Raw genomic sequence first — 25,014 nt, forward strand, 5'->3', positions numbered from 1 at the left:
TGCAACACAACGGTGACGATAAGGAATGGACGATGGACTATCCCACGCTTGAAGATGTGATCGGCAATACGCCGCTGGTGCGGTTAAAGCGCATCAGCGCCGGGCGTAACAACACGCTGTTGGCCAAGCTCGAAGGCAACAACCCGGCAGGCTCGGTGAAGGACCGCCCGGCGCTGTCGATGCTGGCCGAGGCCGAGGCGCGCGGTGAGATCACGCCAGGCGATACCCTCGTGGAAGCCACCTCGGGCAATACCGGCATTGCGCTGGCAATGGCCGCCGCGATCAAGGGCTACAACATGGTGCTGGTGATGCCGGAAAACGCCTCCAGCGAGCGCAAGCAGGCCATGGCCGCCTTCGGGGCCACGCTAATTTCGGCAAGCCAGCAGGGCGGCATGGAAGAAGCCCGCGACATCGCCGATGAGATGATTGCCAGCGGCAAGGGCAAGCCTCTGAACCAGTTCGCCAACCCGGATAACCCGCTGGCGCACTATCGCACCACTGGCCCGGAGCTTTGGCGCCAGACCGGCGGCGAGATCACTCACTTCGTCAGCTCCATGGGCACCACCGGCACCATCATGGGTGTGTCGCGCTATTTGAAGGAGCAAAACAGCGCGATCGAGATCGTGGGTCTCCAGCCGGCAGACGGCGCGAGCATTCCCGGTATTCGCCGCTGGCCCGAAGCGTACCTGCCGGCCATCTTCGAGGCCCCGCGGGTGGACACGGTGCTCGATATTGGCCAAAAAGAGGCCGAAAGCCACATGCGAAGGCTGGCCCGGGAAGAGGGCATTCTTGCCGGCGTCTCCTCCGGCGGTAGCCTGGCGGGGGCGCTGCGCATTGCCGAGCAGGTGGAGAACGCGGTGATCGTCTTTATCGTCTGCGACCGTGGCGACCGCTACCTTTCGACCAACCTGTTCGATACGGCGTCCTAAGCCGGCTCGTTTAACAACGCGGGCATGGTTTAAAGCCCGAACAAGCGCCGTTTTTTGAAACACGACTATTGGAATACACGATGCTCTGGATAGACCCCACGGTGCTGGATCGCTTTTATGCTGGGTAAAAAGCGGCCGCCGCGCCCTAAATCCGGCCACTCCGGGCTAGCTCGTACGCCCGCCGCGGCGCCTGTGAAAGGTGTCGAAGGCAGTGCCTTGACCATCGACCGGCTCGCCCACGACGGGCGCGGTATCGCCCATAACGCGGCGGGTAAAACCGTGTTCGTCGAAAAAGCGCTGCCCGGCGAAACCGTCGAAGCGGCGGTGCATATTCAGAGAAAGCGCTTCGACGAGGCTCACGTCAAGGCGCTTTTGACCCGCTCGGAGAAACGGGTCACGCCGCCGTGCCCCTATTTCGAGCGCTGCGGCGGCTGCGATTTGCAGCACCTGGCGCTTACGGCTCAGCGCGAGCACAAACGTCAGGTGGTCGAGGAGCTATTCGCCCGCCAAGCCATGACGCTACCCGACGTTACGCTGCTCGACGGCGACACCGAGCACTACCGCCGCCGGGCCCGATTGGGCGTACGCGTGGATGGTCAGGAGAACGTGCTGCTGGGCTTTCGGGCAGCCGGTAGCCACCGCCTGGTGAACATCGAACACTGCCACGTGCTGGTGCCCGAGCTCTCAGGGCTGATCGCACCGCTCAAGGCGCTGCTCGACACCCTGAGCGCTCCGCGTCAGGTAGGGCATCTCGAGCTGATCAAACCCCTGGGGGCGCCGGTGGTGCTGGTGCGCCAGCTTAAGGCTAACGCCCAGGACACTGCCGCCTGGCGCGACTTTGCATTGGCGCAGGGCGTGAGCGTCGGCGCCTTCGTCGGGCGTGAGAATGCGACACTCGAGTGGTTCGTCGAGGTGCCAGTCCTCGAGGATGAGCTGGGCCTTGGCGCAAGCGTTGTCGATCAAAAGGCGCCGGTCAACGTAACGCTCGGCTTCGAGCCCGGGGATTTTCTTCAGGTGAATCAACAGGTCAACCAGCGCATGGTGAACCAGGTGCTGGAGTGGCTGACACCGACGCTTGCATCTTCGCCGGCGCCACACGTACTTGACCTCTTCGCCGGCATCGGTAACTTCAGTGTGCCGCTGGCGCTAAGTGGCGCGAGCGTGCACGCCGTCGAGGGTAGCCAGGACATGGTCGAGCGGATCGAGCAAAACGCCGCGCGCCACGGGCTCGAGTTAGTCGCACGTCAAGCGGACTTGAACCGCGAGGCGAGCGTGGCGGCGCTGTTCGAGGGCGACGAGGCCATTGAAGCGGTCGTGCTCGACCCGCCTCGCGACGGCGCCGAGGCGATTTGCCAAGCGCTTGGCCGCCACCGTGTGCCCAGTGTGGTGTATATCTCCTGCGACCCGGCAACGCTTGCGCGCGATGCGGCGCATCTTTCAAGTCAGGGCTATCGCATGGCGGCGGTGGCCGTGGCGGACATGTTCGTACATACCGCACACATTGAAACGATGGTGCTGTTCGAATACCGAGGTTAGGCCCTCATTTGGCGCTACACTTACAGCGGGGTAAGCGCCGTTAGTTCAAAGGACGAGTCATTGCCATGGTGAAAGTGCGTGAAGACCAGCCGCTGACCCAGACCGGCCGGGTGGATGTAGAGCAGTGGTTGACGCGCTTGAAAGAGAGCGTTCGTCTACCCGAGCCCGAGCGGCTGATCGAGGCCTGCGAGCTGGCCGAAATGCTCGAGCGTCAGGCGCCCAAGACCCATCGCGTGTGGCTGTCGCCGGGCATGAGCTTTCGCATGGGGCTCGAGATGGCAGACATTCTCGCCGATCTCAAGCTCGATCAGGCAGCGCTCGAGGCGGCGGTGCTCTACCGCTCGGTGCGCGAAGGGCTGATCAGCCTTGAGGGCATCACCAAGCGCTTTGGCGAAGAGGTCTCCAGCCTGATCGACGGCGTGCTGCAGATGGCGGCCATCAGCTACCCGCTGGTCTCGAATCACGCCATGGCCCAGCACAACCAGCAGGAAAACCTGCGCAAGATGCTGGTCAACATGGTCAGCGACGTGCGCGTGGCGCTGATCAAGATCGCAGAGCGCACCTGCGCGCTGCGCCAAGTCAAAGACGCCCCGCGCGAGAAGTGCCTGCAGGTCGCCCGTGAGGTCGCCGACATCTACGCGCCGCTGGCGCACCGCCTCGGGATCGGCCAGATCAAGTGGGAGCTCGAGGATCTCTCGTTTCGCTACCTGCACGAGCAGGATTACAAGACCATCGCCAAGCTCCTGGCTGAAAAGCGCCTCGACCGTGACCGCTACATTCAGGACGTGGTGGGCACGCTCGAGACGCTGATGCGCGCCCAGAACATCAATGAGTTCGACGTGAAAGGCCGTGCCAAGCACATCTACTCGATCTGGCGCAAAATGAAGCGCAAGCGGATCGACTTCTCCCAGGTGCACGACGTCCGTGCGGTGCGCATTCTGGTGCCGGCGGTGACCGACTGCTACACCGTGCTGGGCATCGTGCATTCGCGCTGGCACCACGTGCCCAACGAATTCGACGACTACATCGCCAACCCGAAGAAAAACGGCTATCAGTCGCTTCACACCGCCGTCATGGGCCCGGAAAACAAGGTGCTCGAAATCCAGATTCGCACCTTCTCCATGCACGACGAAGCCGAGCTCGGCGTCTGTGCCCACTGGCGCTACAAGGGCCACGACACCAATGCCAAAAGCCGCAGCTACGAAGAGAAGATCGCCTGGCTTAGGCAGGTGCTCGAGTGGCAGGACGAGGTCGGTGGCTACGGTGACCTGCGCGAAGGGCTTGCAAGCGATGTCGCCCCGGATCGAATCTACGTGTTCACCCCGGACGGCCACGTGATCGATCTGCCGCGCATCGCCACGCCCATCGACTTCGCCTACCGGGTGCATACCGAAATCGGCCATCGCTGCCGCGGCGCCAAAATCAACGGGCGCATCGTGCCGCTCAACTACAAGCTGAAAACCGGTCAGCAGGTCGAAATCCTGACCGCGACCAAGGGCGGCCCCAGCCGCGACTGGCTCAACCCGAGCCTGGGTTACGTGCGCACCTCCCGCGCTCGGGCCAAAATCCAGGCCTGGTTCAAGTATCAGGCGCGGGATCAGAACCTGGAAGAAGGGAGGGCGCTGTTCGAGCGCGAGATGAAGCGCCTGGACGTCGACGGCCTCGATATGCAAAAGCTCGCCGAGGCGGTCAACTACCAAAGTGCCGATGATATGTACGCCGCTCTCGGGGCGGGGGACCTACGCATTGGCCAGGTGCTTCATCAGGCCCAGCAGCTCTTTGGCGAAAGCGACGATCAGGAAAAGCTCGAGCGGCTGTTGGCCAAGCCGCGCCGCCAGCAGAGCAAGGCCCCTCAGGGCGATATCACTGTACTGGGCGTAGGCAATCTGAAAACCAACATGGCGAACTGCTGCAACCCGGTACCCGGCGAGCCGATCATCGGCTTCATCACCCAGGGGCGCGGCGTGACGATTCACCGTCAGGAGTGCTCGAACGTGCTGCAGCACCGCCTCGACGAGCCGCAGCGCATCATCGAAGTGGAGTGGGGCGAGCGCGCCCACACCCGCTACCCGGTGGCCATCGAAATTCAGGCATGGGACCGCTCCGGCCTTCTGCGCGACGTGACCGGTCTTTTGGGCAATGAAAAGGTCAACGTGCTGGCGGTGAACACCCTGACCGACACCGACGAAAGCATCGCAAGGCTTCGTATCACGCTGGAAGTCGACGGTCTCGAAACCCTGGGGCGGCTTTTCTCACGCATTCAGCAGTTGCCCAACGTCACCGAAGTGCGCCGGCTGCGCGACGCTGACCCGGACAAGAACGCGCGCAAGGGGAGCCACTGATGCGTTACGAACTGGCTGACCTGCTCGAATTGATGCGCGTGTTGCGCGACCCGACCCAGGGCTGCCCCTGGGATGTCGAGCAGCGCTGGGACACCATCGTGCCCCATACCATCGAAGAGGCGTATGAAGTCGCCGATGCCATCGAGCGGCGCGCCTTCGATGAGCTGCCCGGCGAACTCGGTGATTTGCTTTTTCAAATCGTTTACTACGCGCAGTTCGGCCATGAAGAGCAGCGCTTTGATTTTTTTGACGTGGTCGATACGCTCACGCGCAAGATGATTCGTCGCCACCCCCACGTGTTTCCCGAGGGCACGCTCGAATCGCGCCGTGCCCCGGAAGAAAGCGCTGACGATGTCGAACAGCGCCAAGTCAAACACCGCTGGGAAGCATTGAAGGCCGACGAGCGCGAGGGTCGCGCAGAGGAACGTTCCTCGGCACTCGACGACGTGCCGAGGGCGCTGCCGGCGCTGAGCCGTGCTCACAAGCTTTCCAAACGCGCCGCGCGGGTCGGGTTCGACTGGCCGGACACCCGCGGCGTGCTCGACAAGATTCGCGAAGAGCTTGGCGAAGTCGAAGAGGCGCTGGCCGCCAATAATACGGCGCACGCGCGCGAGGAAGTCGGGGATCTGCTGTTCGCCGTGGCCAATCTCGCGCGTATCCTCGATGCCGACCCCGAGACGTGCCTGCGCGCGACCAACGCCAAGTTCGAGCGCCGCTTTCGCTACGTCGAGCGCGGCCTTGAGGAGTCGCAGCGCTCGATGTCAAACGCCACTCTCGACGAAATGGAGCGCCACTGGCAGGCCGCCAAGCGCCAGGAGCGCAGTTAAAAACAACACCACCCCACATGGACTTTCCGGGAGGCCAGGTTAATGAGTCATGATCTACACGAATCGCTTCGTGAGAACGTACGTATTTTAGGCGACAGTCTTGGGCGTACCATCGCCGACGACCTGGGCCAGGGCTTCGTCGATAAAATCGAGACGATTCGCGCCCATGCCAAGCAGGGCCGCCAGGGCGATACGCTTCAGCAGCGCGCGTTGATCGAGTACCTGCGCGAGCTGCCCGAGCGTGATTTGCTTCCAGTCACCCGCGCGTTCAACCAGTTTCTCAACCTGGCCAACATCGCCGAGCAGCACTACCGCGCGCGCTTTCGCCGCGTCGAGGACTACAAGCCCGGCACGCAGCCGGTGCTGGGCGAGCTTCTGGAGCGCGCCCGTCAGGCCGGCAACTCGCCGCGCTCGCTGGTCGAGACGCTGGCCAACATGCGCGTCGAGCTCGTGCTGACCGCTCACCCGACCGAAGTCATTCGCCGCACCCTGATTCAAAAGTACGACGCCATCGACGAGTGCTTGAGCGTTATCGAAAGCGCTGACGAGTACCCCGAGCGCGGCGAACGCGCCCGCGGCCGGCTCAACGAGCTGATCAGCCAGGCCTGGCATACCGACGAAATTCGCCACGAGCGGCCCACCCCGGTGGACGAGGCCAAGTGGGGCTTCGCGGTGATCGAGAACTCGCTTTGGCAGGCGGTGCCGGATTTTCACCGCGATTTGGACAACCTGCTACTGGAAACCGCCGGCGAGCGCCTGCCGCTGGACGCCGCGCCGATTCGCTACGCCTCCTGGATGGGCGGCGATCGTGACGGCAACCCGAACGTGACCGCGCGCGTGACCAAAGAGGTGCTGCTGCTCGGTCGCTGGATGGCGGCGGATCTCTACCTTCGCGATCTCGAGCAGCTCAAGACCGAGCTTTCCATGTGGAAGGCGAACAGCGCCATGAAAGCCGAAGTGGGCGATGTGACCGAGCCCTACCGCGAGCTCTTGAAGCGCCTGCTGCAGAAGGTCGAGGCGACGCGCGACTGGGCGAAAGCCGGCCTCGATGGTCAAAACTTCGACGGCGGACCGATCATCGAAACCCGTGATCAGCTCTACGCGCCGCTTCTGGCCTGTTACCGCTCGCTTTGCGATGTCGGCCTGGACACCGTCGCCAACGGGGCGCTGCTCGATACGCTGCGCCGCGTGGCGGTGTTTGGAGTAACGCTCACCAAGCTCGACCTGCGCCAGGAGGCGAGCCGCCATACCCAGCTGATGGAAGAGCTGACCAGCGAACTTAGCCTTGGCCACTACCAGCAGTGGGATGAGGCCGAGCGCCAGGCGTTCCTGCTCGAGGAGTTGGCCTCCAGCCGCCCGCTCATCCCAAGACGCTGGGAGTGCTCGGCGGAATCTCGTGAGGTGATCGATACCTTCAAGGTGATTGCGGGGGAGCACGCCGAGGCGCTGGGCACCTATATCATCTCCATGGCCGCCGAGCCCTCGGACGTACTCACTGTCGCGCTTTTGATGAAAGAGACCGGTGGGCGCGTGTCGCTGCCTATCGCACCGCTGTTCGAGACGCTCAACGACCTGGACAACGCCGCTGGCGCCATCGATAAACTCCTGGCGCTGCCGGGCTACCGGTCGCTGGTCAAGGACCGCCAGGAAGTGATGATCGGCTACTCCGACTCCGCCAAGGACGCCGGCCAGCTGGCCGCGGCCTGGGCGCAGTACCGCGCTCAGGAGTCGCTGGTCGAGGTGTGCAAGCGCCACGGGGTCGACTTGACGCTGTTTCACGGACGCGGCGGCACCGTCGGGCGCGGGGGCGGCCCGGCCCACGCGGCGATTTTGTCCCAGCCGCCGGGCTCGGTGAATGGAAGCCTGCGCGTAACCGAGCAGGGCGAGATGATCCGCTTCAAGTTCGGCCAGCCGGATATCGCGCTGCGCTCGATGGAGATTTACGCCTGCGCGGTGCTGGAGGCGACACTGCTGCCACCGCCGGCCCCGCAGCCCGAATGGCGCAAGGAGATGGACGAGCTCGCCCGCGTGGCGCACGCAGGCTACGTCGGCGTGGTTCGCGAGGACCCGGATTTCGTGCCCTATTTCCGCGCGGTGACGCCGGAAGGCGCCCTGGGGCGGCTGCCTCTGGGCTCGCGGCCGACCAAACGGCGTCAGGACGGCGGCGTGGAAACGCTGCGCGCCATCCCGTGGATTTTCGCCTGGACCCAGATACGCCTGATGCTGCCGGCCTGGCTTGGCAGCGGCGAGGCCTTCGCCAATCGCCTCGAGCAACCCGGCGGGCGAGAAGTCCTTCAGGAGATGCGCCGCGAGTGGCCGTTTTTCGGCACCTATCTCGACATGCTCGAGATGCTGTTGGCCAAGGCGGACGTGGCGATCGCCGCCTACTACGAGCACCGACTGGTGGACGAGCCCTCGCTCAAGGCGCTGGGTAAACAGCTGCGCGAGCGCTTCGCGCGCCTTGAAGTCGCGGTACTGGATATCGCCGATCAAAAGGCGCTGTTGGAGAACACGCCGCTGATTCGTCAGGCGATCGACGTACGCAATCCCTACATCGACCCGCTTCACGGCCTGCAGGCGGAGCTTTTGCAGCGTAACCGCGACGCCGACGGCGCGATCAGCGCCGATCTTTCGCGGGCGTTGATGGTGACCATGGCCGGCATTGCCGCCGGGCTCAGAAACACCGGATAACGCGTAAGGCGTGTCCTCTTGCCGCCGCCCCTGGGCGGCGGCGTTTCTTTTTAAATGCAAGTCAGGCGTGTTATGTCGCTTAAAACATCGACCCGGATCAACAAGTATATCAGCGAAAGCGGGCTCTGCTCGCGCCGCGAGGCGGACCGCTTCGTCGAGCAGGGCAACGTCTACATCAACGGGCGCCGCGCAACGACCGGCGATCAGGTCGTGGCCGGCGACCGGGTCAAGGTCAACGGTCAGGAGATCGAACCTCAGGAAGCCGAGGATCTGGTGCTGATCGCACTGAACAAGCCGGTGGGGATCGTCAGCACCACCGAGTCCAGCGAAAAGGCCAATATCGTCGATTTCGTGGGTCACGGCGTGCGCATCTTTCCCATCGGTCGCCTCGATAAGGACTCCCTGGGGCTAATCCTGCTGACCAACAACGGCGATCTGGTCAACAAGATTCTCAGAGCCAACAATAATCACGAAAAGGAGTACGTGGTCACGGTCAACAAGCCCGTGACCGATGAGTTCATTGACGGGATGCAGGCCGGCGTGCCGATCCTTGGCCAGGTCACCAAAAAGTGCAAGGTGGAGAAGGTGTCGACATTCGCCTTCAACATCACCCTGGTGCAGGGCCTCAATCGCCAGATTCGCCGCATGTGCGAATACTTCGGTTTCGAGGTGGTGGAGCTCGTGCGTACGCGCATCATGAACGTTGCGCTCAAGGGCCTGGCCCTGGGCGACTGGCGTGATTTAACGCCCAAGGAGATCGACACGATCGTCCGGCTCACCGAGGGCTCGGAGGATGCGCCGCCGCCCGCGACGCAAAAGCCGAAACCGCGTGCGAAAAAGGGCGCCTCCAACCAGGCGGGTGCCCCGAAGGCGCGAAGCGGTACCGCTCGCAAGGCCAAACCCGCTGGGCGAGGTAAGCCTGGTGGCGGCAAACCCGCGCCTAAAGGGTCCGGCAAGCCGCCGGTAAAGGGCAAGCCGAAGGCGGCAGGTAATGCCGCTCAGGCAAAGCGAGCGGGAAAGCCCACCGGCAAGTCGGCCACTAAAACCGCCGGTAAGCCTTTGGCAAAAAACGGCGGCAAACCGGCAGGAAAGGGGCGGGCCGCGTCGGCCAAACCCGCTCGGGGTAAAAGCAAGCGCTAGCGCTGCCAAACAGCCTTCCGAAATCAAAAAACCGAGCGCTTGTGAAAATGCTCGGTTTTTTGTGGATGTTCGAAGCATCATGCCAGCAGGAAGTTACCGATCAGCTCCTTGCCGCCTTCGGTAGCAAACGACTCCGGGTGGAACTGGATGCCGTGAATCGGATAGTCGCGGTGCTTGACGCCCATCAGCTCGAACTCGCCGGCGGCCTGCCAACGCTTGCGCTCGGCAAAGTTCGATGCCTGGAGCCCGCCGACGGTCGCGGTCACTTCCAAACATTCGGGAAGCGAGGCCGCATCGGCAATCAGCGAGTGGTAGCGCATCACCTCGAGCTGGTCGGGCACGTCCTTGAAGACCGAGCGGCCGTCGTGGTTGATCGGGCTGATCTTGCCGTGCATCGGCAGCGGCGCCTTGATCACCTGACCGCCAAAGACGTGAACGATGCCCTGCATCCCCAGACACACGCCCAGAAGCGGCGTGGTCGGGCCCAGCTTCTCGATCACCTCACCGCAGACGCCGAAATAGCGCGGATCGTTAGGGGAGCCCGGCCCCGGCGAGATGATGATGCGATCCGGCGCCATGGCCGCCACGGCGTCGAAGTCGATCTCGTCGTTGCGCTTGACCGTGATGCTAAAGCGCTCGAGCGCGCCGCGGTTTTTCTCCGCGGTCAGTATCTCGCCGATGAACTGGTAGAGGTTGTAGGTGAAGGAGTCGTAGTTGTCGATGATCAGGACGTTCATGCCGGGCTCCCCATGGCGGTTTCAGATCCTTTGACGTCATCCGGCTCGTCCATGAACGGCGCCAGGGCCTTGCGGGTGCCGGCGAACTTGCGGCGGATCTCCTCGTACTCGTCCTCGGCATTGCTGTCATAAACGTTGCCGCCGCAGGTCTGCACGTAGGCGTTTTCGCCGTTGACGAACACCGTGCGAATGGGAATAGCGAAGGTGCAGTCACCGTTGAAGGAAAACTGGCCCACCGCGCCGCCGTAGGGGCCGCGGCCGTCGGTTTCCAGATCATCGATGATCTTCATCGCCTCGATTTTTGGCGCGCCGGTCAGCGTCCCTGCGGGGAAGTTGCTGGCAAGTGCGGTGAACATGTCCTCGTTTTGATCGATGATACCGACGATCTCGCTGGAGATATGCTGCACGTGGCTAAAGCGTTTGATGTCCATCAGGCTTCGCACCTTCACCGTGCCGAACTGGGCGACCCGACCGATATCGTTGCGGTGCAGGTCTACGATCATGTTGTGCTCGGCGATCTCCTTGGGGTCGTTCAACAGCGCGCGGGCAAGCTGGGTGTCTTCCTGGGCGGTCTTGCCGCGGGTCGTTGTGCCGGCCAGTGGAAAGGTCTCCATTTCTCCCTGGCGCAGGCGAAACAGAAGCTCGGGGCTGGCGCCGATCAACCGCTGTTCGCCGAACTTCACAAAATACATTTGCGGTGACGGGTTGATGCGCCTGAGTTCGCCGTAAAGCGCTAACGTGTCGCCTTCGATGCGAAAGCGCTTTTTGAAGCCTACCTCGCACTGGAACACCTTGCCGTCGACGATATCCTGCTTCACCTTTGCCACCGCCGCCGCGTGCTCGTCGCGGGTCATGGTGTCGCCAAGTGCGGTAATCTTGAGCGCGCCGGGGCTAACGTCGTCGGATTCGATCAGCCCCTGCAAATACTCGAAGCGGCTGTCGTCATAGTAAAAGTAGGTGACCTCACCGGTCATCTTGTCGAGAATTAGCCCGTCCTTGTAAAGGCCGAAGCGAAAAGTGTCGAAATCATCGCTCGCCTTGAGGTTAAGCGTCGGCTCGAAATACTGCATGGCGTCGTAACCCAAATACCCCGACAGGCCGCCGGCATACTTGCGCGAGATGATGTTCTGCGGCATCAGCGAGCGTAGAAGCTCATAGGGGTTATCGCTTTCGTGATGATTAATGTCACCGTCGCGGTGCTCGATCGTAAGCGTTGGGCCGTTAGCGTAGATCAAGTACTCCGGGTCGAAGCCGATGATAGAGTGGCGTGCCATGTGGCTATCTTCGCCCAAGGATTCGAGCATGTAGCAGTTCTCGAAGGCACGTTCGATCTTTTGAAACAGCGCGAAGAAATCGCAGTCGGCGGCAAGCGTGACGTAGTGCGGCTTGCGCGGCAGAGTAAAAGGCGTGGGGCCGGCGCTCATGGAGTGTCCTTGAATACGTGCGTGTTGGAAGAAAATGCGCGGGCGCCTCGGGAAACCGTGGCGATACCGACGCCCAGGGTTTCGGCGATTTTTCGGTGTGCTACGCCTTCATCGAGCAGCTTGAAAATTTGTAGCCGTTTAGCGATTTCCTGATATTCTGACGGCGTTAGCAGGCTATCGAGCGCGTCATCCATCGCGTGCGCGGTGTCGATGTCGAGCAGATAGCGGACGAGCTCGGACTTGAAACCATCCTCTGCCGCCCCATCCGGTACGTTGTTAGCCACGTCAAAAAGCCTTTTTCGATTGTACTAGCGTACTAGTACATAACGTTTTAGCGCGGTCTGTCAAGCCGGCCGCCTTTCAGCGCCGCTGTTGCGTATAAAACCTTTATCAAGCGCGCCGCGCACCCCGAGAGAGTCGATGACCCACATTTTCATTCAAGCCTTTATCTATCTACTCGCGGCGGTGATCGCCGTGCCGCTGGCCAAGCGTTTCGGCCTTGGCTCGGTGTTGGGGTATCTGGTCGCGGGTGTGGTGATCGGCCCGGCGCTCGGGCTGGTCGGTCAGGAGACCGACACCATCCAGCACTTTGCCGAGTTTGGCGTAGTGATGATGCTGTTTCTGGTCGGCATGGAGCTCGACCCGAAAAGTCTCTGGGCGATGCGCGTCAGGCTTTTGGGCCTGGGCGGGCTCCAGGTGGTACTGACCGCCGCCGCCGGCACCGCGATCGGCGTATGGCTCGGCGTGGTGTGGCAAACGGCGCTGGCCGTCGGGCTGGTGCTGGCGCTTTCCTCTACCGCCATCGTGCTCCAAACGCTGAACGAAAAGGGGCTCGCCGCCACCGAAGGCGGGCGCAGCGCGTTCTCCATTTTGCTGTTTCAGGACATGGCGGTCATTCCCATTTTGGCACTGATTCCGCTGCTGGCGGTGGCCGGCGTGGACACAAGCTCGACTCAGGCCGGTCACGACAATGCCGACCTGGTGGCGAGTCTACCGGGCTGGGCCCACGCGCTGGAGGTAGTGGGGGCCGTAGGGTTTGTCATCGGCGCCGGTTATTACCTGATGCCGCTGCTGTTTCGCTACGTAGTGAAATCCAATCTTCGCGAAATCTTTACCGCCAGTGCCCTGATGCTGGTGATCGGCATCGCCGCGCTGATGGGGCTGGTGAATCTTTCGCCAGCGCTGGGCGCTTTTCTGGCCGGCGTGGTGCTGGCGAACAGTGAGTTCAAGCACGAGCTCGAGGCCAATATCGAGCCGTTCAAGGGGCTATTGCTAGGGCTTTTCTTCATTACCGTTGGTGCGGGCATCAATTTCAGCGTGCTCATCGAGCAGTGGCATGCCGTGGTGCTGCTGGGCGTTGGCGTCATGGCGGTCAAGGGGGCGCTGCTGATTGGGCTTGCCTACGCGTTCGGCATTCGCGGCAGCAACGGCTGGCTGATGACGCTAAGCCTGGCCCAGGCCGGCGAGTTCGGCTTCGTGCTTTTGACCTACACGCGTCAGAACGGCGTCATCGGTGAGGGGCTTGCCGAGCTGCTGGCGCTGGTTGTGGCGTTTTCGATGTTTTTGACGCCGCTTCTATTCATCGCCTTTGACAAGCTCGTGGTGCCGCGCTATCTCGCCGGTAAAACCGAGACTCAAGAGGCGGATGACTTCGACGAGCAGTCGCCGGTGATCGTGGCCGGCGCCGGGCGCTTTGGTCAGATCGTCTGCCGGCTTTTGAGAGCGAGCGATGTGCCGCTGGTCGCGCTGGATTTAGAGCTCAAGCAGATAGAGAACGCACGCAGTATCAACATCACAAGCTATTTTGGTGATGCCAGCCGCGCGGATCTTCTAGACCGCGCCGGCATCGCCAACGCCCGCCTACTGGTGGTGGCGATCGACGACCTGGACCGCGCCGTGAGCACCGTCGAGCACGTCAAACGCTTTTATCCGAACGTGTGGGTGCTGGCCCGCGCCTATGACCGTGGACACGGCTATCGCCTGCGTGAGGCAGGCGCCGACGACGTCGTCAGCGAAACCTACCACTCGGCTCTGGAGCTTGGCAGCCACGCGCTCACTGCGCTCGGTGTACACCCGATGCGCGCCAAGAAGATGGCCTGGTCTTTCGTGCAAAGCGAAGACGCCCACGACTCCGAGCTATTCGAGGCCTGGAAAGAGATCGAAGGTGGCCAGCGCTTCAGCCGCCGTTATGGCGAGCTCTTTAGACGTTTGGAAGAAGCGCTCAGCAGCGCCATGGATGAACAGGAGAACGAGCCACAAAAAGAGGACGTGCCGATCTGGACCGCGCCGGTAGACGTGCCGGATAAAAAAGAGTGATCGAGTTCGAGGCGAAGGGTTGTAAGCGCATAGGTGACGGCGAACACGTTTAAAGGCGAGTCAGCCCAGCGTTTGGGTCAACGCGCTGGCGATCACCTCGACGAGTCTTTTGGACCGGTGGTTGATGGCGCGGTTGGGGTAAATAGCCACGATTTCCAGAGGAGCCGGCGTGTGATCGAGATTGATCTCGACCAGGCGACCGGTGTCGAGATGCTGCTCGCAAAAAACTCTGGGTATGATGGCGTAACCGATACCCTGTAGTGCGCCGGCAATCAGCAGTTGGCTACTATCCACCTTATAGCGCGAGCTGACGTTGAGGTGAAATAACGCGTTATCCTGGCCAATGAAGTGCCAAGGGTTCTCTTTAAGAGCGAGAAGTGTCGATAGGCAGGGCAAACTTTCAAGCTCTGCGATAGTCTTTGGCGTTCCATACGTTTTTATCAACTCAGGGGAGGCAACAACGACACTGGAAAGTTTAACGAGTTGTCGCATGATTAAACTACTGTCTTCGAAGTTACCGCGATGATAGGCAATGGAAATGTCGATATCCCTTCTTACGGGATCCAGTGGTGCCATGCTTGTAATGCACTCGATAGAGACATTGGGATGGGTAAGTGCAAACTCGGCAATTATCTCGTTAAGCCATTTAGCGCCAAACTCAGAAGGTATCGCTAGGGTGATCTTTCCGGATAAGTAGCCTTGCTCAGACTTTATCTCGTTCTCAACCTCGTCGAGCTCGGTGATTAGCGAGGCTGCTTTTTGATAAATACGCTTGCCTTCCTCGGTCATGCGAAGGTGTCGTGTGCTTCGCAGTATCAACTGCTTGCCCAGCTGATTCTCGAGCTGTGTGAGCTGCCTGGCGACCGTCGAGTTGGGAATTCCCAGCGCCTTTGACGCCGCCGTGATCGAACCCTGATCAGCAACGACAACGAATATTTTCAAGTAATTTAAATTCATTTCACCAGATCTGGGAAAGTGTTTTTCATAAAGTAATGTTGTGCACTACTAAAGTCAATATTAAGGTTTTGACATTATGCTTTACGGCTTTTAAGTGCCGCCAGCCCGTGTTTTACGTTATTCGAGGTTGATATGAAAGATACTGTTGAAATAGATAAAAGTGAAACACAAGAATGGCTGGATGCATTAGCGTCGGTCGTCGATAGAGAAGGGGAAAATAGAGCGCGATTTCTATTTAATTCATTACACTCTTATTCAGACAAACAGGGTTTAAATATCGCGCGCACGTTCAATACCGCGCACCGTAATACGATTGCCGTCAGTGATGAGCCGGACTACCCGGGTAATCTAGATATTGAGCGTAAGCTTCGTGCGGCCATTCGCTGGAACAGTATTGCCATGGTCGTACGCGCCAATGCAAAAGACAAAAGTATCGGCGGTCACCTTGCAAGCTATATGTCCAGCAGTACGCTTTACGAGGTGGGATTCAACCATTTTTTCAAAGGATCACCTACGCGCTGTGAAGGAGATCTGGTCTATTTTCAGGGTCATATCTCGCCTGGCATCTACGCTAGAAGCTATCTCGAAGGGCGTTTGAGTGAGGAACAGCTGGACCGCTTTCGCCGCGAAGTCGGTGGTGGCGGGCTGCCTTCCTACCCGCACCCTTACCTCATGCCGGACTATTGGCAGTTCTCAACGGTGTCGATGGGGCTCGGGCCGATTCAGGCGATCTATCAGGCGCGCCTGATGAAGTACCTGCATAACCGGGACTTAAAGCCTCTTGGTGAGCGTAAGGTATGGGCCTTTCTCGGTGATGGTGAGTGCGATGAGGTCGAGACGCTCGGCGCTTTGAACCTGGCAAGCCGCGAGAAACTCGACAATCTGATATTTGTGATCAACTGCAATCTTCAGCGCCTTGACGGGCCGGTACGCGGCAACGACCGCGTCATGGAGGAGCTCGAAAGCTCATTTTTGGGTAGCCACTGGAACGTCATCAAGGTCGTTTGGGGGAGCGGCTGGGATGCGCTGCTCGAAAGCGATCACGATGGCCGCCTGCAGCGGCTGATGAACGAAACCGTCGACGGCGAGTATCAAAACTTCAAGGCCCAGGGCGGCGCTTATACGCGCAGGCATTTTTTCGGTAAGGATCCCGAGCTGCTTGCACGCGTCGAGCACTTATCGGACCAGGACATCGAAGAGCTGACACGCGGCGGCCACGACTCGTTAAAGATTTACGCCGCCTATCAAAAAGCCGTCAAAACTACCAACGGCAAACCCACCGTGATTCTCGCGCATACCGTAAAGGGGTACGGCATGGGAAGCGAGCATGGTGAGGCCGACATGGAAGCGCACAACATCAAAACCATGGAGCTTGAAGGGCTCAAGCGTTTGCGTGATCGTTTTGCTATTCCCGTCAGCGATGAGCAGCTCAAAAGCGGCCCGATGCCCTATTACCGGCCAGGTAATGACGCCCCGGAAACCGACTACCTTCATGCGCGGCGCACGCTGCTCGGCGGGTACCTGCCCGCGCGCAATACCGACCACGAGACGCTATCCATCCCGGCGCTTGACGACAAGGTATTCACCGCGCAGTTAAAGGGAACGGGCGAGCGCAAAATATCGTCCACGATGGCGTTCGTTAGAGTGTTGACCGGGCTTACCAAGCACAAGCAGCTGGGCGAGCGGATCGTACCCATCATTCCCGATGAAGCGCGCACCTTCGGCATGGAAGGCATGTTTCGTCAGTTGGGCATCTATGCGGCGGGCGGGCAGAAATACGCGCCTGTCGATGCCGGCCAGATCATGTACTACCGCGAAGACATCAAGGGCCAGATTCTCGAGGAAGGTATCACCGAAGCCGGTGCGATGGCCTCCTGGATCGCGGCGGCCACCTCCCATGCCAATCATGGCAAGATGCTGATCCCGTTTTATATCTACTATGCAATGTTTGGTTTTCAGCGCATCGGGGATCTTGCCTGGGCCGCCGGCGATATGCTGACGCGTGGTTTCATGGTCGGCGGCACCGCTGGGCGTACCACCATCAATGGTGAAGGCCTGCAGCACCAGGACGGTCACAGCCACCTAATGGCCTCCGCCATCCCTAACTGCCGTACCTATGACCCTACCTACGGTTATGAAATCGCCGTCATCGTTCAGCACGGTTTAAAAGAAATGTACGAACGGCACAAGGAGTGCTTTTACTACCTGACGATCATGAACGAAAACTACGCTCATCCCGCCATGCCTGACGGCGCCCAGGAGGGCATCATTCGTGGTATGTACTTGCTGCAGGCAGGCGAGGACGACCAAAAAACCCGCGTTCAACTACTAGGCTCGGGCACCATACTGCGCGAGGCCGAAGCCGCGCGGGAACTGCTGCTCGATTTTGACGTAGCCGCCGATGTGTGGAGTGTGACTAGTTTCAACGAGCTGCGTCGCGAAGCGCTCGAGTACGACCGGCAACGATTTATGAAACCCCAAGAGGTGTATGAAAAACCCTGGCTCACTCAAGCACTCGAAAACCGCTCAGGCCCGGTCATTGCGGCCACGGATTACATGAAACTTTACGCCGACCAGGTGCGCGCCTGGGTGCCGAATGACTACTACGTTCTGGGCACCGATGGCTTTGGCCGCTCCGACAGTCGCGAACAGCTGCGCGCCTTTTTCGAGGTCGACCGCTATTACATTGCCTGGATGGCGCTCGTAGCCCTTTGCGAGAAAGGTGAGGTCAGCGCCGACATCGTCGAGCAAGCCATGAATCGCTTCAATATCGAGCCTGACCGGCTTTCTCCGCTTGTTAGTTAAGCGTTGGTTATCACGTGACACTAAAACGATTATCGGAAACAGAGGGAGAGAAAGTCTTGGAAAATGACACGATCACTGTGACCGGACACCAGATCCATGCGGCTCCCTGTGTGCGCATGCTGGCGCGTACGCTAGGGGTCAATCTTGCCGAGGTAGAACCCAGCGGTTTGAAAGAGCGCATCGTCGAGGAAGATGTCAAAAACTTCGTTCGCCACGTCATGGACGAGCGAAAAAGAAAGAGCGAATAAGCTATTTTGTATTCAAAATACGCTGGCAGCTTCGATATATACGAGTAGTTTATACAACACGGTTAAGGGAACACTTAAAACGGCAAATGAATCGAAGCGTTGAGCTGGGTTAGGTTGCTGAGCGTCGGCGCGTCGATACGCTCGTACTCCAAGCGGCTGACCAGTCGCTTGACGGTCATGGTCGCACCGAAGCCTTGCAACATGGCGGTACCGCTTTCGCTGCCTTCGAGCTCGTTTTCGCCGCGCCACTCGGTCAGCCCGGACTTGGCGTAGACGCTGAACGCGCCCATTCGAAGCCCCGCAACCAGTGCCCCGCCCAACGCCAGGGTGTCCTGAACCAAAGGGGCTACGCTCGAGGTAGTGAACACCTCTTCGCTTTCACGGTAGGCAATTTCGGCACCGATATCGACCTGGGGAAAATTGTCCGGGCTAAAGCCCGCGGTCAGGCGAAAGCCAGAGGTGTAATTGTCGATACTGTTGAGGTTGCTCCCCTCGAGCACTACGCCGTTGGCCAGCGCTACCATCTCGCTGTCCGGCGAGGTGTAGGATTTGGGAAGCAGCTCGGTATTCAGGTAGCTGCTTTCGCTTGCCAGACACAGCAAGGGAAAAGAGCTGCCGAGAACGCCGCATAAAAGGGTGCTTGCCAAGCGGTTTGCTGGCATTGTCTTGTCCTTTTTTTTAAAAAACCAAGCCCAATCCAATCCTAGCAACGCCCGCTGATTTCGACCACTTCAATTGCGCGATTGGTCAAATTCGTCAGCAAATTTTTCCCCATCGCCGCAAAACGCTCGCCAAACACCCACTGCGGTGACAGTACCGGCGCCTCAGTGTCGCGTTCCTTGTCGCGCTGACGAGACCGCCAAGCGCGGGCTTCGTCGCTCAAGTTTTCTACCTCGAGATCCATGAACCCGCAGGCGTTGAGGCTCGTCGAAAGCGCCTCTAGTGTCAGTAGATGGGTGTGCTCGGCGCTGGCCGCCCAGGGCACGGGATAGTGAAGCGCCACGAGGCTGTCGCCCTGGGTGAGCTCGTGAAGGACTAATCTTCCGCCGGGTCGCAGCACGCGGTGCGCTTCTTCGAGCACTGGCGTTAGTTCTGGCATGTTCATCAGGCTGTGTTGAAAGATGACCGCATCGAAGCTCTCACATGAAAAGGGAAGCCGGCGGGCATCGCCGGTGATCACTGCGTAATCGAAGCCGGGCGCGGCAAGCTTACCGATCTTTTGGTTCAAGGCGTTGAAGCGGTGGGTGATGTCGAGCCCGGTCATCGAAAAGCCAAGCGAGGCACCCAGGCGCACGAGCCCGCCAAGCCCCGCGCCGATATCCAGCACGCGCGGCTGACTAACCGGGTTGAGTCGCTCGAACAGCCGCTTTGAGGCCTTCAGCCCGCCGATATGGAGCTGATCCAGCGGGGCGAGTTGAAAAGGTGTGGCGCCGTCCGGGTAGTGGCGCCTGATCTGCTCGAGCACCTCATCGTCGCGTAGCGCCTGGTGGTAGTGCGCGGCAAGCGAACGGGACCCGCTCACGACAGCGTCTCCTTATCGAGCCCCAGCTCGTGCGTCGATATCTCGCGCATCTTGAACTTCTGGATTTTGCCGGTCACCGTCATGGGGAATTCGTCGACGAACTTGAAGTAGCGCGGGATCTTGAAGTGGGTGATCTTGTCTTTACAGAAGGCGCGTAGATCCTCGCCGGTGATCTCCTCGGCATCGGCGTTGAGCCGAACCCAGGCGATCAGCTCTTCGCCGTACTTCTCATCCGGCACGCCAGTCACCTGCACGTCCGCAACGCTTGGGTGAGTGTAGAGAAACTCCTCTACCTCCTTGGGATAGACGTTTTCGCCGCCGCGAATCACCATGTCCTTGATGCGCCCGACGATCTGCAGGTAGCCCTCGTCGTCCATGGTCGCAAGGTCGCCGGTGTGCATCCAGCCGGCGCTGTCGATGGCATCCGTCGTGGCCTGTTCGTTGTTCCAGTACTTGAGCATGACGCTATAGCCACGAGTACAGAGCTCGCCAATCTCGCCGCGGGGGAGGACGGCGCCGCTTAGCGGGTCGATGACCTTGCTTTCCAGGTGCGGCTGGGTACGGCCCACGGTGGAAACGCGCTTGTCGATCGTGTCGTCGGCGCCGGTCTGGGCGGACACCGGGCTGGTTTCGGTCATGCCGTAGGCGATCTGTACGCCCTTCATGTTCATCTTCTCGATCACCTGCTTCATCACCGCTGCCGGGCAGATCGATCCCGCCATGATGCCGGTGCGCAGATTCGAGAAATCGGTGGCGGCGAAGTCCTCGTGTTCGAGCTCGGCCAGAAACATGGTCGGTACGCCAAAAAGGGCGGTCGCGCGCTGCTCGTGCACTGCCTTGAGCACCTGAGCGGCATCGAAGCTTTCGCCCGGGTAGATCATCGCAGCACCATGGGTCATGCAGCCGAGATTGCCCATCACCATGCCGAAGCAGTGATAGAGCGGCACCGGAATCACCAGCCGGTCCTGGCTGGTAAACCCCATGCTTTCAGCGACGAAAAAGCCGTTATTGAGAATATTGTGATGCGAGAGCGTCGCGCCCTTGGGAAAGCCGGTGGTGCCGGAGGTGTACTGAATGTTGATCGGGTCATCGAACTGGAGGGTGGCCTGCAGAGTATCGAGGGTAGCCTGATCGGTGCGGCTCGCCTCATCCAGCATATCGCGCCAGCGCCACATGCCCGGGTGGTGCTCATCGCTTAAATTCACCACGCACTCGAGCTGAGACAGGCGCTTCGAGCGAAGCTCGCCCGGCGCGCAGGTTTCAAGCTCCGGGGCGAGCTCGTACAGCATGGCGCGGTAGTCCGCGGTCTTGAAGCGGTCGGCGCAGATCAGATAGCGCGCGCCTGACTGGTTCAGCGCGTAGTCGAGCTCACTTGTGCGGTAGGCCGGGTTGATGTTGACCAGAATCGCGCCGATCTTTGCAGTCGCAAACTGGGTCAGCGTCCACTCCGAGCAGTTGGGCGCCCAGATGCCCACGCGGTCGCCGCGCTGAACGCCAATGGAAAGCAGCGCCCGGGCGCAGCGGTTCACCTGCGCATTGAACTCGCGGTAACTCCAGTGAATGTTCTGGTGCAGCACGATCAACGCGTCGTTATCCGGATACTGCGCGGCGATCTGGTCGAGCTTGTCGCCGATGGTCATGCCCAGAAGCGGCTTATCGGCGACGCTGCTGGTATAGCTTGGCAGAGAGGGAGTATTCGGCGCCATGATGTCTCTCCTGATTGTTGTTGTGCTAGTTGTTATGATTGCTGTGGGCAAGATCGAGAAAACTAGTGGGCTCAGCGCGCGCCCAGGGCGCGGGCGACTTTCGATGCGGGCGTACGGCCAAGCTGTCCGTTGATCCACTCGCCGGTCTCGATGATCGACTCAAGGTTCACGCCGGTTTCGATACCTAACCCTTGGAGCAGATAGAGCACGTCTTCTGTTGCCACGTTACCGGAAGCGCCCTTGGCGTAGGGACAGCCGCCCAGGCCCCCGGTCGAGGCATCGATGACGGCCACACCCTGTTCGAGCACTGCAAAAAGGTTGGCGATCGCCATGCCGTAGGTGTCATGAAAATGTGCGGCCAGGCGCTCCACGGGCACGACGTTCGCCACCTCATCGATCATTTGTCGGGCTTTCAGCGGCGTGCCGACGCCGATGGTGTCGCCCAGCGACACCTCGAAACAGCCCATTTCGAAAAGCGATTGGGCCACCCGAGCAACCTTTCGCGGAGTGATCTCACCTTCATAAGGGCAGCCCAGCACGCAGGAAACGTAGCCGCGCACGCGCACGTTCGCATCAAGGGCGCGCGCCATCACCGGCTCGAAACGCGCAAGCGACTCGTCGATCGAGCAGTTGATGTTTTTTTGCGAAAACGCTTCAGAGGCGGCGGCGAACACCGCGACCTCGGAAACGTTCGCTTCCAGCGCGTTCTCTAACCCTTTTAGGTTCGGGGTTAGGGCGCAGTACGTCACGTTGGGGTCCCGAGCGATGCCCTGCATGACCTCCCGGGCATCGCCCATTTGCGGCACCCACTTGGGAGAGACGAAGCTCGCCGCCTCGATATGGGTAAGCCCCGCCCGCGCCAGGCGCTCGATCAGCTCGATCTTGACGGCGGTAGCGACCACCTCGCCAGGCTCGTTCTGGAGCCCGTCACGCGGGGCCATGTCGACCAGACGTACGCGTTGGGGAAGTGGCATGGTCACGCTCCTTCGTCAGTGGCGGCAAAATCCAGCAGCACCTCATTCTGGCCGACGCTGTCGCCCGCGGCGAAGCGAAACTGCTCGACGGTGCCGTTGGATGGGGCGTTCAAGGTGTGCTCCATTTTCATCGCCTCCATCACCATCAGCGGCATGCCTTTCTCGACCGGCGCGCCGGGCTCCACCAAAAGCGCTACCACGGTGCCGTGCATCGGCGCGGTCAAATTCGCCGCCGCCTCGTCGGCCGCGTGATCGAGCGCGTCCAAGCGCTGCCAAACGAGTCGGGTTTCGCCCGCGCTATCGATCAGTACCAGCGTGTCATCCTCACGCTTGACTTGAAAACGCCGGCGGTGGCCGCTGAGGGTGATCGCTACCGCGTTACCGGCCAGCGTCGAGAGCGACCCTTCAAAGCGCTCGTTTTGAACGCGCAGCCTCCAGCCGCTTTGCTCGCGAGTGCGGGTCGCTTCGACCACGACGGCCTCACTCTCTTCGCGCGTGTCGGCCAGCGCAATGCGTACCTTGTGCGGCGCGTTGAGGCGAAAGCCATCGGCGCGCGCCCAGGGCGATGCGTCCTTGTGGTTGGCGCTTTTCGAAAGCGCCTCGATGGCCACCAGCGCGGCGCGGGCGTACGCCTGGGGTGTCGGCTCGTGTTGGCGAAAAAGATCCTCGTGATGGCGCTCGATGAAGCCGGTGTCGAGTTCGGCGGCCTTGAACGCCGGGTGGCCGGCCAGGCGCTGAAGAAAGGCGCGGTTGGTCACCACGCCCTGCACGTCGAGGGCAGAAAGCGCCCGGTTCAGCGTGGCAAGTGCCGCGTCACGATCCGCGCCGTGGGTAATGAGCTTGGCGAGCATTGGGTCGTAGTGCATCGAGACGATATCGCCGCTTTCCACGCCGCTGTCCAAACGTACCTGGGTCGGCTCCAGCCCCGCGCCCTCGATATCGAGCGAGAAGCGGGTGAGGGTGCCGGTGGCGGGTAGAAAATCGTTCGCCGGATCCTCGGCGTAGAGGCGCGCCTCGAAGCTGTGACCGTTCAACGTGAGCTCGTCTTGCGCGCAGGGCAGAGGCTCGTTCATGGCGACTTTAAGCTGCCACTCCACCAGGTCTAGTCCGGTGACCATTTCGGTGACCGGGTGCTCGACCTGCAGGCGCGTGTTCATCTCCATGAAATAGAAGGCGCCGTCAACGTCGAGCAGAAACTCGACGGTACCCGCGCCGACATAGCCGATCTCCTGGGCGGCGCGCACGGCGGCCTCGCCCATGGCGGCGCGAAGTTCTTCACTCATGTGCGGCGCCGGCGCCTCTTCGAGCACCTTCTGGTGGCGGCGCTGAACGCTGCAGTCGCGCTCGAACAGATACACCCCGGCGCCGAAGCGGTCGCAGAATACCTGCACCTCGACATGGCGCGGCTTGACCAGATACTTCTCAATCAGCATGCGGTCATCGCTGAAGGAGGCCCTCGATTCGCGGCGGCAGCTTTCGAGCGCGGCCTGAAAGTCGGCTTCGCGTTCGACCACGCGCATGCCCTTGCCGCCGCCGCCGGCGCTGGCTTTCAACATCACCGGGTAGCCGATGCGGTTGGCTTCCTCCAAAAGGACGTCGCAGCTTTGATCGTCACCGTGGTAGCCCGGCACCAGCGGCACGCCGGCGTTGGCCATGCGCGCCTTGGCCGCAGCCTTGTCGCCCATGGCGGCGATCGCCGAGGCGGGCGGGCCCACGAAGGTAATGCCCGCGGCCTCCAACGCCTCGACGAAGCGGCCGTTCTCGGAAAGAAAGCCGTAGCCCGGGTGCACTGCGGTGCTTCCGCTTTGGCGAGCTGCCTCGATCACCCCTTCGATGTTGAGGTAGCTTTCGCGGGCCGGAGCGGGCCCCAAGCGAACCGCCTCGTCGGCTTCGCGTACGTGGCGGGCGCTGGCATCGGCATCGGAGTAGACCGCTACGGTCCTGATACCCAGCCGGCGCGCGGTACGCATCACGCGGCAGGCGATCTCGCCGCGGTTGGCCACTAACAACGTATCGAACTTGCTGGATGCTTGGCTCATGAGCGCTCCCCGGCGTTATCGTTGTCATCCTGCGGTGCCCAGGCAGGCAAACGCTTGTCGAAAAAGCTCGAAAGCCCCTCCTGGCCTTCGTCGCTGACCCGCAGCTCGGCAATGGTCTGACACGTCCTTTCGCGGGTGGCATCGGAATCCGGTGATTGACCCACCGCCGCGAGCAGGGCCTTGGTGGCCCGCTGCGCCCGGGGCGAGCCCGCCAGAAGCGTTTGGGTCATTGCCTCTACCGCGCGATCCAGGGCCTCGGGCGCGACCACTTGGTGGGCAAGGCCGAGCGCCAGCGCCGAGTCGGCATCGATCACTTCGGCGGTGAGTGCGTAGCGCCGCGCTTGCCGAGCGCCGATGGCGCGCTGCACATAGGGGCTGATGACCGCCGGCGACAGGCCGATCTTGACCTCGGAGAGGCAAAATCGGGCTTTTGTCGAGGCGATGACCACATCGCAGCAGGCCGCCAGGCCCACCGCGCCGCCAAAGGCCGCGCCCTGCACCCGACACACCGTAGGGCAGGGCAGCGTGTCCAAGCGATACATCAGCTCGGCGAGCCGGCGCGAATCCGCAAGGTTGTCGTCATGGCTATAGTCGACCATGCGTTTCATCCAGTTGAGATCCGCCCCCGCCGAGAAGCTTTTGCCGTCGGAGCCGAGCACCAATACCCGCACTTGCTGGCGCTCGATGGGCTCGAGCAGCTCCTTCAAGTGGTCAGTCAGCTCGGCTATCAGGTGGTCGTCAAAGGCGTTGTGTACTGCTGGGCGGTTCAGGCTCAGGTGAGCCACCCCGTTTTCAATCGCAAGCGTCGAATGGTTCATGGC

General features: G+C 61.0%; 19 protein-coding genes. 9 read left to right on the forward strand and 10 right to left on the reverse strand.

Features of this window, described 5'->3' with window-relative positions:
- The first annotated feature begins 32 nt into the window (after window positions 1-32).
- The 6 genes from cysM to rluF all read left to right on the forward strand — a co-directional run bounded on the left by cysM (window position 33) and on the right by rluF (window position 9,465).
- Window positions 33-929: a cysteine synthase CysM gene (gene cysM, locus MQW23_RS12660; RefSeq protein ID WP_252108563.1), complete on the forward strand. Its 897-nt coding sequence runs from the start codon at window positions 33-35 to the stop codon at window positions 927-929.
- A 117-nt stretch (window positions 930-1,046) separates the two neighbouring features.
- Window positions 1,047-2,465, forward strand: coding sequence for a TRAM domain-containing protein (locus MQW23_RS12665; RefSeq protein WP_252108565.1), 1,419 nt, complete (start codon window positions 1,047-1,049; stop codon window positions 2,463-2,465).
- 65 nt (window positions 2,466-2,530) lie between these two features.
- The gene (gene relA / locus MQW23_RS12670) at window positions 2,531-4,807 is read left to right on the forward strand and encodes a GTP diphosphokinase (protein WP_252108566.1); all 2,277 of its coding nucleotides are present in this window, start codon (window positions 2,531-2,533) and stop codon (window positions 4,805-4,807) included.
- Window positions 4,807-5,634, forward strand: coding sequence for a nucleoside triphosphate pyrophosphohydrolase (gene mazG, locus MQW23_RS12675; protein ID WP_252108568.1), 828 nt, complete (start codon window positions 4,807-4,809; stop codon window positions 5,632-5,634). Before relA ends, mazG begins: the two co-directional genes overlap by 1 nt.
- A gap of 42 nt (window positions 5,635-5,676) precedes the next feature.
- Entirely contained in the window at window positions 5,677-8,325 is a 2,649-nt protein-coding gene (ppc, locus tag MQW23_RS12680; RefSeq protein ID WP_252108570.1) for a phosphoenolpyruvate carboxylase, read from the forward strand.
- Window positions 8,326-8,397: 72 nt separating this feature from the next.
- On the forward strand, window positions 8,398-9,465 hold the full coding sequence (rluF, locus tag MQW23_RS12685) for a 23S rRNA pseudouridine(2604) synthase RluF (RefSeq protein WP_252108571.1): 1,068 nt from the start codon (window positions 8,398-8,400) through the stop codon (window positions 9,463-9,465).
- A 77-nt stretch (window positions 9,466-9,542) separates the two neighbouring features.
- Here rluF and MQW23_RS12690 read toward each other — a convergent pair whose 3' ends face one another.
- Genes MQW23_RS12690 through MQW23_RS12700 form a run of 3 tightly spaced genes read right to left on the reverse strand, consistent with a single transcriptional unit; the run spans window position 9,543 to window position 11,910 of the window.
- Window positions 9,543-10,202, reverse strand: coding sequence for an anthranilate synthase component II (locus MQW23_RS12690; RefSeq protein WP_252108572.1), 660 nt, complete (start codon window positions 10,200-10,202; stop codon window positions 9,543-9,545).
- Window positions 10,199-11,626: an anthranilate synthase component I family protein gene (locus tag MQW23_RS12695; protein ID WP_252108573.1), complete on the reverse strand. Its 1,428-nt coding sequence runs from the start codon at window positions 11,624-11,626 to the stop codon at window positions 10,199-10,201. The genes MQW23_RS12690 and MQW23_RS12695 overlap by 4 nt, the downstream gene beginning before the upstream one ends.
- Window positions 11,623-11,910, reverse strand: a complete 288-nt coding sequence (locus MQW23_RS12700) for a Trp family transcriptional regulator (RefSeq protein WP_264297492.1) — start codon at window positions 11,908-11,910, stop codon at window positions 11,623-11,625. The genes MQW23_RS12695 and MQW23_RS12700 overlap by 4 nt, the downstream gene beginning before the upstream one ends.
- Before the next feature lie 136 nt (window positions 11,911-12,046).
- Here MQW23_RS12700 and MQW23_RS12705 point away from each other — a divergent pair, with 136 nt between their 5' ends.
- Window positions 12,047-13,942 carry a monovalent cation:proton antiporter-2 (CPA2) family protein gene (locus MQW23_RS12705; protein WP_252108574.1) on the forward strand — a complete coding sequence of 632 codons (1,896 nt, stop codon included), beginning with the start codon at window positions 12,047-12,049 and terminating at the stop codon, window positions 13,940-13,942.
- Between the two features lie 60 nt (window positions 13,943-14,002).
- Here MQW23_RS12705 and MQW23_RS12710 read toward each other — a convergent pair whose 3' ends face one another.
- Window positions 14,003-14,899: a LysR family transcriptional regulator gene (locus tag MQW23_RS12710; RefSeq protein WP_252108575.1), complete on the reverse strand. Its 897-nt coding sequence runs from the start codon at window positions 14,897-14,899 to the stop codon at window positions 14,003-14,005.
- 132 nt (window positions 14,900-15,031) lie between these two features.
- Here MQW23_RS12710 and aceE point away from each other — a divergent pair, with 132 nt between their 5' ends.
- The gene (gene aceE, locus MQW23_RS12715; protein WP_252108576.1) at window positions 15,032-17,704 is read left to right on the forward strand and encodes a pyruvate dehydrogenase (acetyl-transferring), homodimeric type; all 2,673 of its coding nucleotides are present in this window, start codon (window positions 15,032-15,034) and stop codon (window positions 17,702-17,704) included.
- Between the two features lie 56 nt (window positions 17,705-17,760).
- Complete coding sequence (locus MQW23_RS12720; protein WP_252108577.1) at window positions 17,761-17,952, forward strand: E3 binding domain-containing protein; 192 nt, start codon at window positions 17,761-17,763, stop codon at window positions 17,950-17,952.
- Between the two features lie 74 nt (window positions 17,953-18,026).
- Here the strand turns inward: MQW23_RS12720 and MQW23_RS12725 are convergent, their stop codons facing one another.
- The 6 genes from MQW23_RS12725 to MQW23_RS12750 form a co-directional block, all read right to left on the reverse strand.
- Window positions 18,027-18,614, reverse strand: a complete 588-nt coding sequence (locus MQW23_RS12725; RefSeq protein WP_252108578.1) for a hypothetical protein — start codon at window positions 18,612-18,614, stop codon at window positions 18,027-18,029.
- A gap of 41 nt (window positions 18,615-18,655) precedes the next feature.
- On the reverse strand, window positions 18,656-19,474 hold the full coding sequence (locus MQW23_RS12730) for a class I SAM-dependent methyltransferase (protein ID WP_252108579.1): 819 nt from the start codon (window positions 19,472-19,474) through the stop codon (window positions 18,656-18,658).
- The gene (locus tag MQW23_RS12735) at window positions 19,471-21,180 is read right to left on the reverse strand and encodes an AMP-binding protein (RefSeq protein ID WP_252108580.1); all 1,710 of its coding nucleotides are present in this window, start codon (window positions 21,178-21,180) and stop codon (window positions 19,471-19,473) included. Before MQW23_RS12735 ends, MQW23_RS12730 begins: the two co-directional genes overlap by 4 nt.
- Before the next feature lie 71 nt (window positions 21,181-21,251).
- Window positions 21,252-22,154 (reverse strand): hydroxymethylglutaryl-CoA lyase, encoded by a 903-nt coding sequence (locus MQW23_RS12740; protein ID WP_252108581.1) that lies wholly within the window; start codon window positions 22,152-22,154, stop codon window positions 21,252-21,254.
- A 2-nt stretch (window positions 22,155-22,156) separates the two neighbouring features.
- Complete coding sequence (locus tag MQW23_RS12745) at window positions 22,157-24,193, reverse strand: acetyl/propionyl/methylcrotonyl-CoA carboxylase subunit alpha (RefSeq protein ID WP_252108582.1); 2,037 nt, start codon at window positions 24,191-24,193, stop codon at window positions 22,157-22,159.
- On the reverse strand, window positions 24,190-25,011 hold the full coding sequence (locus tag MQW23_RS12750; RefSeq protein ID WP_252108583.1) for an enoyl-CoA hydratase-related protein: 822 nt from the start codon (window positions 25,009-25,011) through the stop codon (window positions 24,190-24,192). The genes MQW23_RS12745 and MQW23_RS12750 overlap by 4 nt, the downstream gene beginning before the upstream one ends.
- Window positions 25,012-25,014 lie beyond the last annotated feature (3 nt).

The organism is Halomonas sp. S3-1-1, from assembly GCF_023757625.1.
In the GTDB taxonomy this organism is placed as follows: domain Bacteria; phylum Pseudomonadota; class Gammaproteobacteria; order Pseudomonadales; family Halomonadaceae; genus Vreelandella.